Below are 14,970 nucleotides of genomic sequence, written 5' to 3' on the forward strand. Positions count from 1 at the left end.
GTTGGGATCCAGGCTTCGCCGCATCGGGCCGCCCGCCCGCATGCATCCACAGGCCAAGCCTCTGGCGATAGGGACGGAACGCCGGGAGGTCGCAGGCCGATCGCGCAGCCGCCGGAAATCGGTTGAATATGTTCCTGTTTTGTTCTTATCATCCGGTCATGGAGCCGCCCGGATGACGCCAAGCCCCCCCGCCCGCCGACCGGACGCAGCCCCCCGCGAGTGCGGCGATGCCAGTTCGCGGCTCGCAGCCCTGCGCACGCGCATCGCGATCCACGACTCGCAGACCACCTCGCGAAAGACCCTGTCGTTCGGGGTCCACGCCGTCGATGGGGGCCTGCCCGGCGGCGGCCTCGGCCTCGGCCACCTGCACGAGGTCGCCCCCGAGGCCGAGGGCGACGAGCCGGCGGCCCTGGGTTTCGCCCTCGCCCTCGTCGCCCGGCGCCTCGCCGAGGTCGCGGGCGACGCCCTCCTCGTCATCGCGAGGGGGCATCCGATGCCCTACGGCCACGGGCTCGCCGGCCTCGGACTCGACCCCGGGCGGCTGCTCCTGTTCGAGGCGGGCAGCGACAGCGACGCCTATCGCGCCCTGGAGGAAGCCCTGCGCACCGGGGGCTTGGCCGCGGTGGCCGGCCTCGTCGATGCCGGCCTGCCCCTGACCCAGAGCCGGCGCCTGCATCTGGCCAGGGGACGGACGGACGGGCTGCTCCTCGTCCTGCGCCCGGCGGGGGCGGAGAGCCCCAACGTGGCCGCGACCCGCTGGCGGATCGCCGCCGGCAAGGCTCTGCGTGACCGGTTCGGCTGCATCGAGCGGCCGTGCTGGCGGGTGCGGCTCGACCGCTGCCGCAACGGACGGACGGGAGATTGGCTTCTGGAGTGGGATCATGCCGCGCATCGTTTCGGTCTGGCTGGAGCATTGGCCGGTCACCCGCCTCAGGCGGGCGGCGCGGGCTCTCTCGGCGGACGGCCCTGAAGATACGACTCCCCTCGTGGTCGCCGCCGGGGAGGCGACGGGCCTGCGCCTCACCGCCGTCGATGCCCGTGCCCGGGCGCTGGGCCTGCGCCCCGGCGAGCCCCTGGCCCGAGCCCGCGCCCGGCTGAGCACGCCGCTGTCCGTCCATCCGGCCGATCCGGAGGCCGACGCGGCGGCCCTCGACCGCCTCTGCCTTTGGGCCAAGCGCTATACGCCGAACGTGGCGGCCTTCGGCGAGGCCGAGGGACGCGACGGATTGTTCCTCGACGTCGCGGGATCGAGCCACCTGTTCGGCGGCGAGGCCGGGCTGATGGCCGACCTCGCCCGGCGGCTCTCCGCCAACGGCGTGCCGGCGCGCATGGCGCTCGCCGGCACGCCCGGCTGCGCCTTCGCGCTGGCCCGCCACGGCGCCGGCGGCCTCGTGCCGGCCGGCGGCGAGGCGGCCGCCCTGCGCGACCGGCCCGTCCTCGCCCTGCGCATCGAACCGGAGATGGCCGCCACCCTGGGACGCCTCGGCCTGCGCCGGATCGGCGAACTGATCGACGCCCCCCGCGCGCCCCTGGCCCGGCGCTTCGGCGAGGGGCTGATCCGGCGCCTCGACCAGGCGCTCGGGCACCGGCCCGAACCCCTGGTGCCTCTGGACGAACCGGCGGCGCTCGGTGCCGTGCGCGGGTTCCTCGACCCCATCGGCCATCAGGCCATCATCGTCGCGACAGTGGCGCGCCTCATGGAGACCCTGGCCCCGCGCCTGGAGGCGGCCGGCCTCGGCGCACGCGCGCTCCGCCTCACCCTGCACCGGGTCGACGGCGTGATCCGCACCCTCGCCCTCGCGTTGAGCGAGCCGACCCGCTGCCCGGTGCAGGTGGGGCGCCTCCTCGATCTCCGCCTCGACCGCCTCGGCTCCGCCCTCGATGCGGGCTTCGGCTTCGAGACCGTGCGCCTCGACGTGGTGGGAACCGGCCCCGTCGCCGCCCGGCAGGTGGATTTCTCGAGCCGCGGCAGGGGGGCGAGCGCGTCCGGACTCGCCGACGCCCTGCGCCAGCGCCTGGGGCGCGGCATTCTGCACCTCGCACCGCACGCGAGCCACGTGCCCGAGCGGGCCGAGGCCGTCGAACCGTGGCGGGTGACCCGCGTCGCCCTGCGTCGGCCGGAGCGAGCCACGGGTCTGCCCCGCCCCCTCGTCCTCCTCATCCGCAGCGAGGCAGCCGAGGACGTGCTGGCCCCCGACGGCCCGCCCCAGCGCTTCCGTTGGCGCCGGCGCCTGCACCGGGTCGCCCACGCGGACGGCCCCGAGCGCATCGCCGGGGAGTGGTGGTCGGGCAGCGCCCCCACCCGCGACTATTACGTGGTCGAGGATGAGGCCGGACGGCGACTCTGGATCTACCGGCAGGCGCCTTCTCCGGCGCAAACCGTTGCCCCGTCGAACACTCTTGCCCCGTTGCAAACTCCTCCCCAGACCCAGGCGGCGGGCTGGTTCATCCACGGGATGTTCGCGTGAAGCTTCCCCTCCGGGCGGGGGCATGACGCCGCCCTACGCCGAGCTTGCCGTGACCACGAACTTCTCCTTCCTGCGCGGGGCTTCCCACCCGGAGGAGATGGTGGCGACGGCGGCCGCGTTCGGGTTCGCCGCCATCGGCATCGCCGACCGCAACACGGTCTCGGGCGTGGTGCGCGCCTATGCGGAGGGCCTGCGCCGGGCCAAGGCCGGGGAGCCCTCCGTCCGCACCCTGGTCGGCGTGCGCCTCGTGACGGAATGCGGGTTCGAGGCGGTCACCTATCCCATGGACCGGGCGGCCTATGGCCGCCTCTGCCGCCTCCTCACCCTCGGCAACCGTCGCTCGGAGAAGGGCGCCTGCCGGTTCTCCTTCGCCGAAATGCTGGCGGCGAGCGAGGGCCAGATCCTCATCGTGATGCCGCCGGAGGACCTGGACCAGGCCTTCGCCGACCACCTCGCGGCCCTCGCCGAGGCCGCGCCCGGGCGGACGTTCCTCGCCGGGAGCCATCATCATCGCGGCGACGAGCGCCGCCGCCTCGGCCGCCTCGCCGAATGGGGGAACCGCCTCGGCGCGCCCCTGGTGGCGGTGTCGGACGCCCTCTACCACGCCCCTGGCCGGCGCCCCCTGCAGGACATCCTCGCCTGCATCCGCGCCGGCTGCACCCTGCGCGAGGCCGGCTATCGGCTGGAGGCCAACGCCGAACGCCATCTCAAGCCGCCCGACACGATGGCGCGGCTGTTTGCCGACCACCCGGACGCACTGGCCCGGACGGTGGAGATCGCGCAGGCCTGCGGCTTCTCCCTCGACCAGCTGCGCTACGAGTACCCCGACGAGCCGGTGCCACCGGGCCGGACCGCGCAGGGCTATCTCGCCGACAAGGTCCACGAGCGCGCCCGGTGGCGCTACCCGGACGGCATCCCCGAGGCCATCGCGAACACCATCGCGGAGGAACTCCGCCTCATCGCGAAGATGGATTACGCGCGCTACTTCCTCACCCTGTTCGACATCGTCGAGTTCGCCCGCGACAAGGGCATCCTGTGCCAGGGCCGGGGGTCGGCCGCCAATTCCGTGGTGTGCTACTGCCTCGGCATCACGGCGGTGGACCCCACCGAGATCCGCCTGCTGTTCGCGCGGTTCATCTCGGAGAACCGGGCCGAGCCGCCCGACATCGACGTCGATTTCGAGCACGAGCGCCGCGAGGAGGTGATCCAGCACCTCTACGACCGCTACGGCCGCGACCGCGCCGCCATCTGCGCCACGGTGATCCACTACCGGCCGCGAAGCGCCATCCGCGAGGTCGGCAAGGTACTGGGCCTCACCCCCGACATCACCGGCCTCATGGCCGACACCGTCTGGGGCTCCTGGGGCGCCGACCTGCCCGACACCCACGTCGAACAAGCCGGCCTCGACCCGAGGAACCCGGCGATCCGGCAGGCCTTGGACCTCGCCCACGCCCTCATCGGCTTCCCGCGCCACCTGTCCCAGCATGTCGGCGGGTTCGTGCTCACGCGCGGGCGCCTCGACGAGACCGTGCCGGTGGGCAACGCCGCCATGGCGGACCGGACCTTCATCGAGTGGGACAAGGACGACATCGACGTGCTCGGCCTGATGAAGGTCGATGTGCTGGCGCTCGGCATGCTGAGCTGCCTGCGCCGGGGCGTGGAGTTCCTGCGGCACGATTACGGGCATGACTACCCGACGCTCGCCGATCTTCCGGCGAAGGATAACGCCGTCTACGAGATGTTGAGCCGGGCCGATTCCGTCGGCGTGTTCCAGGTCGAGAGCCGGGCGCAGATGTCGATGCTGCCGCGCCTGAAGCCGCAGGAGTTCTACGATCTCGTGGTGCAGGTCGCCATCGTCCGCCCCGGCCCGATTCAGGGCGACATGGTGCATCCGTACCTGCGCCGGCGGCAGGGGTTGGAGCCTGTCGTCTACCCGTCCCCGGCCCCCGAGCATGGAGATGCCGACGAGCTGGAGAGCGTCCTGAAGCGGACCTACGGCGTGCCCCTGTTCCAGGAACACGCCATGCAGATCGCCATCACGGCGGCCGGGTTCCTGCCGTCCGAGGCCGACGGCCTGCGCCGGGCCATGGCGACCTTTCGGCACAACGGCGAGATCGTGAACTTCCGCACCAAGTTCGTCGAGGGCATGGTGGCGCGCGGCTACCCGCGGGACTTCACCGAGCGCTGCTTCAAGCAGATCGAGGGGTTTTCCACCTACGGCTTTCCCGAGAGCCACGCGGCGAGCTTCGCGCTGCTCGTCTACGCCTCGGCCTGGATGAAGTGCCGCCACCCCGACGTCTTCCTCGCCGCGATCCTCAACGCGCAGCCCATGGGGTTCTACCAGCCGGCCCAGCTCGTGCGCGACGCCCGCGCCCACGGCGTCGAGGTGCGCGGCGTCGACGTGAACGCCAGCGACTGGGACTGCACCCTGGAGCCGGCCTCCGAGCCTCCGCCCCCGGGGGTTCCCCGGCGCCTCGCCGTCCGGATCGGCCTGCGCCAGGTGAGCGGCGCGCCGGAGGCGGCCATGCGCCGCCTCGTGGCCCTGCGCGGAAACGGCTACGCCAGCATCGAGGGCCTGCAGGCGGCGCTCGCCCTGCCGCGCAACGCCCTCGAGCGCCTCGCCGAAGCCGACGCCTTCCGCTCCCTCGACCTCGACCGGCGCGCGGCCCTGTGGGCGGTGCGGACGCTGGAGGGCACATCGAGCCGCAAGGCCGCGTCGCGCCAGGGCACCGACCGGCGCGCCCATCTCCTGGAAGCGCCGATGCCGCTCTTCGCCTTCCACGCCGATGACGGGCTGTTCCGCGCCGAGCCCGCCGTGGCCCTTCCCACGATGGAGGCTTCCGAGCATGTGGCGGCGGATTACGTCTCCACGGGGCTCTCGCTGAAGGGCCATCCGGTGGCGTTCTTCCGGGCGCGGCTCGCCCGGATCGGCGCGATTCCCGCCCGCGACCACCACGACGCGACGCGCGTCCCCAACAACGCCCGCGTCACCGTGGCGGGCCTCGTGCTCACCCGCCAGCGCCCCGGCACGGCGCGCGGCACAGTATTCCTGACCCTCGAGGACGAGACCGGCATCGCCAACGTCATCGTGTGGGCCAAGGTGTTCGAGGCTCACCGGGCAATCGCCATGGGCGCCCGCTTCCTCGCCGTGCGCGGACGGGTGCAGCGCCAGGGCCTCGTGGTCCATCTCCTGGCCGAACGGTTCCGCGATCTCACCGCCGAGCTGCGCACCTTGCGCGAGGGCGGCCTGCGCCTGCCCCCCGAGACCACGGATTTTTCGGCCCCAGCCGACCGGCGCGTCTATCGCAGCCGGGACTTTCATTGAAACGCCGGTCGGCTTGTACGACTCTGCCCCGAAACGTATATCCGATGACGATACACACGGAGGGCGACATGCGCGTTCAATTCGCGAAATGGGGCAACAGCCTCGCCCTGCGCATCCCGGCGGTGGCCCTGGCCGATATCGGCGCCCGCGAGGGCATGGCCGCCGACCTCGTCATTGCTGACGGCAAACTCGTGGTGACGCCGATCCCGACCCCACCGCACTACACGTTCGAGGCACTCCTGGCCGGCATCACGCAGGACAACCAGCATGACGGACTCTTCGAGGGCCCACCGGCCGGGGATGAAATCTGGTGACCCGTACTGTCCCGACCTCCACGACATCGTGTTCGTGGATTTCTCGCCCCAGGCCGGCACCGAGCAGGCCTATGCCCGCCCGGCCCTCATCCTGACGCCGCGCGCCTACAATTCCATGACGGGACGCTGTTTCGCCTGTCCCATCACCAGTCGCGTCAAGGGCTACCCCTACGAGGTCGCCCTGCCCCCGGACCTCAAGACCCGGGGCGTGATCATCACCGACCAGGGCAAGGCCCTGTCGTGGTCGGCGCGGGGGGCGCGCTTCGTCGAGACCGCCCCCGAAGCCGTGACCGAGGAGGTGAAGGCGAAGCTGAAGGCATTCCTGCAGATCGTGTAAGAGGGGCTTCGCTCCTTACCTCGAGTCATCGCATGCTGCGCCCCGCCCTCGCCCTCCTGCTTCTCACCACCGTGGCGTCCCACGCCGACGAGTGCGACGGCCTCGCCGCTCGGGTGGCATCCGCCATTGGCGGCAAGGCCGGGCGGCGGCAGGGGCCGGACGTTGAGATCCGGGTGCCGGGCGGCATCCGGATCGACCTCACCTGCCGGGCCGACCCCATCGTCCAGGCGGCCTCCGGCGACCCGACCCCCTCGGCGGCCTATTTCCAGGACCTCGCCGTCGCCGGGCAGATCGTGGTGGGCGTCTCCGCCGATTCCGTGCAGGCGGCCCTCGCCACGGCCCATGCCACGGCATTCCGCGAGGGCAAAAAATCCTTCATCCAGCAGAACGGCTGGTCGGCGAGCTGCTACACCGACCGGACCGGATCGATCCGCACCCTGTGCTCCGTCGGGCGCATCCCGTCGGAATGAAGAAACGGGCCGGAACCCGCTCCCATCTTAAAGATCAATACTCGATCACGTCTTCCAGGGCGTAGTGCTTCACCGTCTTGCGGTTGGCGATGAGCTCGTCGATGGACGGTTCGCCCTTCATGGCGCGGCCGATGGCGAGCTTCGTCGCCTCGTAGTTGGTGCGGTAGAGGTCCTTGCGGTCGAGGTTGTCATCCTCGGCGCAGCGCGGATCGAGCCAGATCATGATGATCATGCACAGGTCGTCGAGGCCGTCCTTGGGGAGCATACCCTCGATGACGCAGTCGATGATGGCGTCGCCCGTGGCGGCCTGGACCACGCCGCCGAGGAGCTCGACGTACTCGGCCGTGTGGATGGTGGCCTTGGTGGTCATCATCGTGGCCGGGCGCACCAGCTGGTTGAGGTCGCGCACCACGAACATGCGGGTGTGGCCCTGGACCTGGCCCATCATGCCGGCGAACGCCTGGCCGGCGGGCCCACGGGTGGAGCCGATGAGCACCTCCGGCATGGCGTCGGTGTACTGCCCCTCGGCGGCGAGCACGGTGGCCTCGCCGGTGCGGAACCAGATCTCGGACATGGGTCTCTTCCCTGACATGATATCCCGGCGACGGGCCGGGCGGGTCGAGGCGCACAAACACCACCGGGCGGCGCGGCGTCAATCGCCGGTGCGCGCTGGCCTCCCCAAGCGGGATCGGTCATGCAGCACGGGCGGAACGTCACCGCGAACAGCAGGGATAACGAGCCGATGAGCGCAGGGTCACACGACCGGGACTGGAGCCTGTCGGTCGCGGCGGCGGAGCACGGCGTCCGGGTCGAGATCGGCCTGCCCGATGTGGCCGGTCAGCCCTTCACCGCGATCCTCACCCTCGACCGGGACGAGGCCCGTACCCTCGCCCGCGCGCTCCTCGCCGCCGCGGGCGACGCCATCGAGCGAACATTCTCGACACCGTCCGAGTTCTAGAGCATTTTCCGCCGAAGTGGTTGCCGGTTCGGCGCTAGAAAATGCGATACACAACAAAGGGATAGAGTGTTTTCTGCGATCCAAGAATCACAGAAAACACTCTAAACGTCCGAGTCCCGTCCCTTAGAGCCCGACGCGGTTGCGGCCCGGCAGGCGCGGAACCTTGGTGCCGCGCGGCTCGATGGGGCCGGCGCAGGAATACGTGAACTCGGTCTGGAGGTCGGTGAACACCGTCTCGCCGGTGATCTTGCAATCCTCCCGCACGGTCTCGTCGAGGTAGGTGCGCGCCGCCTCGCGGAACCGCTTGGCGCGGGTGAGGGCCGGGTCGCCGCCGTCGAGGCGGTCGTCGATCCCGCAGCCGGTGATCTCCCGCAGGGAATTGGAGACGATGAGCATCTTGCGGATACGGCGCTGGTCGTAGACCTCGTAGGGGTCCTTGCAGCCGATGGTCACCACCTGCGGGGTCAGGCTGACATAGGTCTTCGACACGTAGGCGAAGCCTGTGCAGCCCGAGGCCAGGAGGCCGAGGGCGGTGACGGCCAGGATCACCGGCATCTTGGAGACAGGCATCCTGGAGACGGGCATGGGGCTGGTCGGCCGGTACACGATCGAGACGCCCCTACGCTCAAGTCTCTCGGACCAATGTGTCCGCTTGGCATTGAAGCGCAGGCGCCGCCACGGTCAAGCCTCACCGGGCCACACTCCCGCGCGTTTCGGTGGCGCCGGCCTCAGGCCAGGGCGCGCAGGCCCGCACGGATGCGCTCCGGCTCGCCCTCGGGCATCCGGCCCTCGACGGCCGCGTGCGCCCCATCCCACAGGGGCAGGGCCTTCGCGAGGAGCGCCAGGCCGGTGGGGGTGAGGGTGAGGCGGCGGCCACGCCGATCCTTCGGATCGGGGGACACCGCGACGAGGCCGCGCCGCTCCAGGGGCTTCAAGGCCGCCGTCAGGGTGGTGCGATCCATGGCAAGCAGGGCCGCCACGGCGCCGAGCCCCGCCGGCTCGGGCCGATTGAGGGCCATCATCAGGGAGAACTGCCCATGGGTGAGGCCGATGGTCCGCATCACCTCGTCGAAGTGCCGCGCCAGGGCCCGGGCGGCGCGCTGAACGTGGAGACACAGGCAGGTGTCGCGCACCGTCAGGGTCGCGGCGAACGGCACCAGGAGAGCGGCTTCAGGCTTTGACATGCTCGATTTACGTTGATATCAACGTAAATGTCAAGGCGAATCGCGGCGCGTCAGGGCCGCGACCGATCAGGGAGAGACGTCAGCATGCCCGCACGGGACGGACAGTTCATCTGGTACGAACTCATGACCACCGACGTCGCGGCGGCGGAGGCGTTCTACCGCCACGTGGTCGGCTGGGATGCGAGCCCGGCGGGCATCGAAGGCGTGGCCTACACCCGGTTCAGCACCGGCCCGACGCCGGTGGCCGGTCTGATGACCTTGCCCGAGGGAGCCGGTGGCCGGCCGGGATGGATCGGCTCCATCGCGGTCGTGGATGTCGATGCCTCCGCCGCGGCGGTGAAACGGGCCGGTGGCGCCATCCACTGCCCGCCGACGGAGATTCCCGGCATCGGCCGCTTCGCCGGGGTCGCCGACCCGCACGGCGCCGCCTTCCTGCTGTTCGCAGCCGGACCGTCCTCGGACGAGGATTGCGCCCCGCCGCCGGCCGGCTCCACGGCACCCGGCCATGTCGGCTGGCGCGAGCTGCACGCGGGCGACCGCGAGACGGCCTTCGCCTTCTACGCCGGCCTGTTCGGCTGGACGCCGAAGGAGGCCATCGATCTCGGACCGATGGGCGTCTACCAGCTCTTCGCCACGGGCGACGGGCCGGCGGTCGGCGGCCTGATGACCAAGCCGCCGCAGGTGCAAGGACCGCCGGCCTGGCTGTACTACTTCACGGTTCCGGGGATCGACGCGGGAGCCGCGCGCATCACGGAGGCCGGCGGACAGGTGCTCAACGGGCCGCATCAGGTGCCGGGCGGTGCCTGGATCCTGCACGGGCTCGATCCGCAGGGCGCACTGTTCGCCCTGACGGCGGCCGAGCGGTAGGCGACCGCACCCCGCGGGCGGGGCAAAGGCGCCAAGACCGCCGCCCTGCGCCAAGACCGCCGCCCCGCGATATCCGAAAAACTACTCGGCCGCCGCCGCGAGGTAGCGCGCCGGGTCGTAGTTGAGGATCGGACCGAGCCAGCGCTCCACCTCGCGCAGGTCCATGCCCTTGCGGGCGGCGTAATCCTCGACCTGATCGCGCTCGACCTTGGCGACGCCGAAATAGTGCGATTCCGGGTGGGCGATGTAGAGGCCCGACACCGACGAGCCCGGCCACATGGCGTAGGATTCGGTGAGCTTCACGCCGATGCGCGGCTCGGCCTTCAGCAGGTCGAACAGCGTCACCTTCTCGGTGTGGTCGGGCTGGGACGGATAGCCGGGGGCCGGGCGGATGCCGGCGTACTCTTCGCGGACCAGGTCCTCGGGGGCGGTGGTCTCATCGGCGGCGTACCCCCAGAACTCCTTGCGCACGCGCTCGTGCATGCGCTCGGCGAGCGCCTCGGCGATGCGGTCGGCGAGCGCCTTCACCAGGATCGAGCGGTAATCGTCGTTGGCCCGCTCGAAGCGCTCGGCGATGCGGACTTCCTCCAAGCCGGCCGTGACCACGAAGCCGCCGACGTAATCGGCGACGCCAGAGCCTTCCGGTGCCACGAAGTCGGACAGGCAGGTGTTGGCGCGCCCGTCGCGCTTCGACAATTGCTGGCGCAGGCCGTGGAAGGTCGCGAGCTTTTCCGAACGGCTCTCGCCGGTGTAGAGCCTGATGTCGTCGCCGATGGCATTCGCCGGCCAGAAACCGATGATCGCCTTCGGGTTGAACCAGCGCTCGGCGACGATCTGGGCCAGCATCTCCTGCGCGTCTCCGAACAGGGCTTTGGCCGCCGGTCCCTGGTTCGGGTCCTCGAAGATCGCCGGGTAGCGGCCCTTGAACTCGTAGGTCTGCAGGAACGGCGTCCAGTCGATGTAGGGCACGAGGTCGGCGACCTCGTAGGACGCGAAGACGCGCGCGCCCGTGAAGGTCGGCTTTGTCGGCGCGTAGCCCGACCAGTCGATCTTGAACGGGTTGGCGCGGGCCTTGGCCAGCGGCAGGCGCTGCTTGTCGAGCTCCGAGCGGGCGTGGGCGTCGGAGACCTTCTTGTACTCGGCCCGGATGGTCTCGATGGTCGAGTCCCGCGTCTCCTTCGAGAGCAGGCTCGACACCACGCCGACGGCCCGGCTCGCATCGGTGACGTAGACCGTCTGGCCCCGGTTGTAGGACGGGTGGATCTTCACCGCCGTATGGACGCGGCTCGTCGTGGCGCCACCGATGAGGAGCGGCACCGAAAAGCCCTCGCGCTCCATCTCGGCGGCGACGTGCACCATCTCGTCGAGCGACGGCGTGATGAGGCCGGACAGGCCGACGATGTCGACGTTCTCGCGCTTGGCGACGTCGAGGATCTTGGCGGCCGAGACCATCACGCCGAGATCGATGATCTCGTAGTTGTTGCAGGCGAGTACGACGCCGACGATGTTCTTGCCGATGTCGTGGACGTCGCCCTTCACCGTCGCCATCAGGATCTTGCCCGCGGCCTGACGCTTGCCGTCGCCGCCATTGGCGAGCTTCTCCGCCTCCATGAACGGCTCGAGGTGGGCGACCGCCTGCTTCATCACGCGGGCGGACTTCACCACCTGCGGCAGGAACATCTTGCCCGAGCCGAACAGGTCCCCGACCACGTTCATGCCGGCCATGAGCGGGCCTTCGATGACGTGGAGGGGGCGGACGGACTGGAGCCGCGCCTCCTCCGTATCGACGAGGATGTACTCGGTGATGCCGTTGACCAGCGCGTGCTCGATGCGCTTCTCGACGGAGGCCTCGCGCCAGGACAGGTCGGCGGCCTTGGCCTGAACGCCGCCGCCGGACTTGAAGCGCGCGGCCACCTCCAGCAGCCGGTCGGTGGAATCCTCGCGCCGGTTGAGGACGACGTCCTCGCACAGCTCGCGGAGTTCGGCCGGCAGCTCGTCGTAGATGGCGAGCTGGCCGGCGTTGACGATGCCCATGTCCATGCCGACCTGGATGGCGTGGTAGAGGAACACCGCGTGCATCGCCTCGCGCACGGGCTCGTTGCCGCGGAAGGCGAAGGAGAGGTTCGAGATGCCGCCCGAGATGTGGGCGTGGGGCAGGGTCTCGCGGATGATCCGCGTCGCCTCGATGAAGGCGACGCCGTAGCCGTTATGCTCCTCGATGCCGGTGGCGACGGCAAAGACGTTCGGGTCGAAGATGATGTCTTCGGGCGGGAAGCCGATCTCCTCGGTCAGGACCCGGTACGCCTTGGTGCAGATCTCCACCTTGCGCTCCAGGGTGTCGGCCTGGCCCTGCTCGTCGAAGGCCATGACCACCACCGCCGCGCCGTAGGAGCGGCAGACCTTCGCATCGGCGATGAACTTCTCGACGCCCTCCTTCATGGAGATCGAGTTCACGATCGCCTTGCCCTGGACGCATTTCAGGCCGGCCTCGATGACGTGGAATTTCGAGGAATCGATCATCACCGGCACCCGGGCGATGTCGGGTTCGGCGGCCACGAGGTTGAGGAACTCCACCATGGCCTTCTCGGAATCGAGCAGGCCCTCGTCCATGTTGATGTCGATGATGCTCGCACCGGCCGCCACCTGGTCGCGGGCGACGTCCAGCGCCGCCGCGTAGTCGCCGGCGGTGACGAGCTTGCGGAATTTCGCCGAGCCGGTGACGTTGGTGCGCTCGCCCACGTTCACGAAGGGGATCTCCTTCGTCAGCGTGAAGGGCTCCAGGCCCGACAGGCGCATCAGGCGGGGCACCTCGGGAATCGCGCGGGGCTTCACGCCCGCGACGGCCTCCGCAATGGCGCGGATGTGATCCGGCGTGGTGCCGCAGCAGCCGCCCACCATGTTGACGAGGCCGGAGGTGGCGAACTCGCCCACCAGCTTGCCCATGGCCTCCGGGCTCTCGTCGTAGAGGCCGAATTCGTTGGGGAGACCCGCGTTCGGGTAGGCGCAGACCAGGGTGTCGGCGATGCGCGACAGCTCCGAGATGTGGCCGCGCATCTCCTTGGCGCCGAGGGCGCAGTTGAGGCCGATGGTGAGCGGGGCGGAATGGCGCAGCGCGTTCCAGAACGCCTCCGGGGTCTGGCCCGACAGGGTGCGGCCCGACAGGTCGGTGATGGTGCCCGAGATCATGATCGGCAGGGTGACGCCGCGCTCGTCGAACACGGCCCAGGCCGCCGCCACCGCCGCCTTGGCGTTGAGCGTGTCGAAGATCGTCTCGATGAGGATGAGTTCGGCGCCGCCATCCATCAGGCCGCGCACCTGCTCGACATAGGCCTGTTTCACCTCGTCGAAGGTCACCGCCCGGTAGCCCGGATTGTTGACGTCGGGCGAGATCGACAGGGTCCGGTTCGTCGGGCCGATGGCGCCGGCGACGAAGCGGCGGCGGCCATCCTGCACCTCGGCGAGCTGGGCGGCCTCGCGGGCGAGGCGCGCGCCCTGCACGTTCAATTCGTGGATGATCGATTCCATGCCGTAATCGGCCTGGGCGATGGTCGTCCCCGAGAACGTGTTGGTCTCGCACAGGTCGGCGCCGGCCAGGAAGTAGTCGAGGTGGATCTGCCGGATTGCGTCGGGCTGCGTCAGGATCAGGAGGTCGTTGTTGCCCTTCTGATCGTGGGAATGGTCCATGAACCGCGCCCCGCGAAAGTCGGCCTCGCCGTAGCCGAGGCGCTGGATCACGGTGCCCATCGCCCCGTCGAGGACGAGGATTTTTTCCTGGGCACGCGCGCGGAGTGCGGCTTCGATCTCTTTTCCGTCGACGGGGCGCAGGTCGGTCATGTCGTATCCTTGGAGACGCGGGGTCCCATCAAATCACCTCATCCTGAGGTGCCGGAGCGAAGCGGAGGCCGCGAAGGCGGCGTCCCGTTCGCGCAGTGGTGTCTCGCCCCCTCCTTCGAGGCCCGCTGACGCGGGCAACTCAAGATGAGGTCCGAGAAAGTCGGACGCTCGGCCTCAGGCCGCCTTGGCTGCTTCCACCTTGGCCGCTTCCACCTTGGCCGCTTCCACCTTCGGGGCCTGCGCGCGCAGGCCGAGCAGATGGCAGATGGCGTAGACGAGGTCGGAGCGGTTCATCGAGTAGAAGTGGAAGTCGTTGATCCCCTGATCGACGAGATCGAGGACCTGTTCGGCCGCCACCGCCGCCGCCACGAGGCGGCGGGTGTCGGGGTCGTTCTCGAGGCCTTCGAAGCGGGCGGCGAGCCAGTACGGCACCGAGGCGCCGGTGCGGCGGGCGAAGTTGGCCGATTGCTTGAAGTTCTGGACGGGCAGGATGCCGGGGATGATCGGGATGTCGATGCCGGCGGCGCGGACCTTGTCGACGTAGCGCAGGTAGATGTCGTTCTCGAAGAAGAACTGTGTGATCGCCTGATCGGCCCCGGCATCGACCTTGGCCTTCAGGGCGTCGATGTCGGCATCGAGGGAGGCGGCCTCCGGGTGCTTCTCGGGGTAGGCCGAGACCGAGACCTTGAAGTCGCCGATGCGCTTGATGCCAGCGACCAGATCCGAGGTCTGGGCGTAGCCGCCGGGGTGAGGACGGTAGGCATTGCCGACGCCGTCGGCCGGATCGCCGCGCAGGGCCACGATGTGGCGCACGCCGGCATCCCAGTAGGACTGCACGACGGCGTCGATCTCGTCGCGGGTGGCGTCGACGCAGGTGAGGTGGGCGGCGGGCTTGAGGCCGGTCTCGCGGACCATGCGCGCGACGGTGTTGTGCGTGCGCTCACGCGTCGAGCCGCCGGCGCCGTAGGTCACCGAAACGAACTTCGGCTGGAGTGGCGCGAGACGCTCGATGGACTTCCACAGGATCTGCTCCATCTCGTCGGTCTTCGGCGGGAAGAACTCGATGGAGACGCGGATGGGGCGGTAGCCGTCGCGGCTGGCGCGGTGTTGGGAAGCGGTGGGCATCGGGGACGTCCTCAATGTCGGTCGGTTCAGACGATGTCTATGACGGGCCATGTCGACGGGCCACGTCGATGATGGGAGAAAGCGGCGG

At 70.0% G+C, this 14,970-nt stretch carries 13 protein-coding genes; 8 read left to right on the forward strand and 5 right to left on the reverse strand.

Annotated features, from left to right (window positions below):
• Positions 1-172 precede the first annotated feature (172 nt).
• From MKK49_RS03940 to MKK49_RS03965, 6 genes are all read left to right on the forward strand, one after another.
• The gene (locus MKK49_RS03940; protein WP_244026752.1) at positions 173-970 is read left to right on the forward strand and encodes an ImuA family protein; all 798 of its coding nucleotides are present in this window, start codon (positions 173-175) and stop codon (positions 968-970) included.
• Positions 882-2,468, forward strand: coding sequence for a Y-family DNA polymerase (locus tag MKK49_RS03945; RefSeq protein ID WP_244026753.1), 1,587 nt, complete (start codon positions 882-884; stop codon positions 2,466-2,468). The genes MKK49_RS03940 and MKK49_RS03945 overlap by 89 nt, the downstream gene beginning before the upstream one ends.
• 22 nt (positions 2,469-2,490) lie before the next feature.
• The gene (locus tag MKK49_RS03950) at positions 2,491-5,793 is read left to right on the forward strand and encodes an error-prone DNA polymerase (RefSeq protein ID WP_244026754.1); all 3,303 of its coding nucleotides are present in this window, start codon (positions 2,491-2,493) and stop codon (positions 5,791-5,793) included.
• Positions 5,794-5,861: 68 nt separating this feature from the next.
• The gene (locus MKK49_RS03955) at positions 5,862-6,107 is read left to right on the forward strand and encodes a hypothetical protein (RefSeq protein ID WP_244026755.1); all 246 of its coding nucleotides are present in this window, start codon (positions 5,862-5,864) and stop codon (positions 6,105-6,107) included.
• Positions 6,094-6,444: a type II toxin-antitoxin system PemK/MazF family toxin gene (locus MKK49_RS03960; RefSeq protein ID WP_244026756.1), complete on the forward strand. Its 351-nt coding sequence runs from the start codon at positions 6,094-6,096 to the stop codon at positions 6,442-6,444. The genes MKK49_RS03955 and MKK49_RS03960 overlap by 14 nt, the downstream gene beginning before the upstream one ends.
• Before the next feature lie 32 nt (positions 6,445-6,476).
• Complete coding sequence (locus tag MKK49_RS03965) at positions 6,477-6,914, forward strand: hypothetical protein (protein WP_244026757.1); 438 nt, start codon at positions 6,477-6,479, stop codon at positions 6,912-6,914.
• A 34-nt stretch (positions 6,915-6,948) separates the two neighbouring features.
• Here the strand turns inward: MKK49_RS03965 and fae are convergent, their stop codons facing one another.
• The gene (fae, locus tag MKK49_RS03970; RefSeq protein ID WP_244026758.1) at positions 6,949-7,488 is read right to left on the reverse strand and encodes a formaldehyde-activating enzyme; all 540 of its coding nucleotides are present in this window, start codon (positions 7,486-7,488) and stop codon (positions 6,949-6,951) included.
• Between the two features lie 168 nt (positions 7,489-7,656).
• On the opposite strand from fae, the gene MKK49_RS03975 reads away from it, so the two are divergent.
• Positions 7,657-7,872, forward strand: a complete 216-nt coding sequence (locus tag MKK49_RS03975) for a hypothetical protein (protein WP_244026759.1) — start codon at positions 7,657-7,659, stop codon at positions 7,870-7,872.
• A 123-nt stretch (positions 7,873-7,995) separates the two neighbouring features.
• Here the strand turns inward: MKK49_RS03975 and MKK49_RS03980 are convergent, their stop codons facing one another.
• Positions 7,996-8,442 carry a hypothetical protein gene (locus MKK49_RS03980; protein WP_409565018.1) on the reverse strand — a complete coding sequence of 149 codons (447 nt, stop codon included), beginning with the start codon at positions 8,440-8,442 and terminating at the stop codon, positions 7,996-7,998.
• A 158-nt stretch (positions 8,443-8,600) separates the two neighbouring features.
• A complete protein-coding gene (locus MKK49_RS03985) occupies positions 8,601-9,056 on the reverse strand; it encodes a MarR family winged helix-turn-helix transcriptional regulator (protein WP_244026761.1) in 456 nt (151 codons plus the stop codon).
• 84 nt (positions 9,057-9,140) lie between these two features.
• Between MKK49_RS03985 and MKK49_RS03990 the strand changes: the two genes are divergently transcribed.
• A complete protein-coding gene (locus MKK49_RS03990; protein ID WP_244026762.1) occupies positions 9,141-9,923 on the forward strand; it encodes a VOC family protein in 783 nt (260 codons plus the stop codon).
• Positions 9,924-10,004: 81 nt separating this feature from the next.
• Here the strand turns inward: MKK49_RS03990 and metH are convergent, their stop codons facing one another.
• Both metH and metF read right to left on the reverse strand, forming a co-directional pair.
• Positions 10,005-13,757, reverse strand: a complete 3,753-nt coding sequence (gene metH, locus MKK49_RS03995) for a methionine synthase (protein ID WP_244026763.1) — start codon at positions 13,755-13,757, stop codon at positions 10,005-10,007.
• 174 nt (positions 13,758-13,931) lie between these two features.
• Complete coding sequence (gene metF, locus MKK49_RS04000) at positions 13,932-14,882, reverse strand: methylenetetrahydrofolate reductase [NAD(P)H] (RefSeq protein WP_244026764.1); 951 nt, start codon at positions 14,880-14,882, stop codon at positions 13,932-13,934.
• Positions 14,883-14,970 lie beyond the last annotated feature (88 nt).

Origin of the sequence: Methylobacterium sp. J-090 (assembly GCF_022829345.1) — a bacterium.
Lineage (GTDB): Bacteria > Pseudomonadota > Alphaproteobacteria > Rhizobiales > Beijerinckiaceae > Methylobacterium.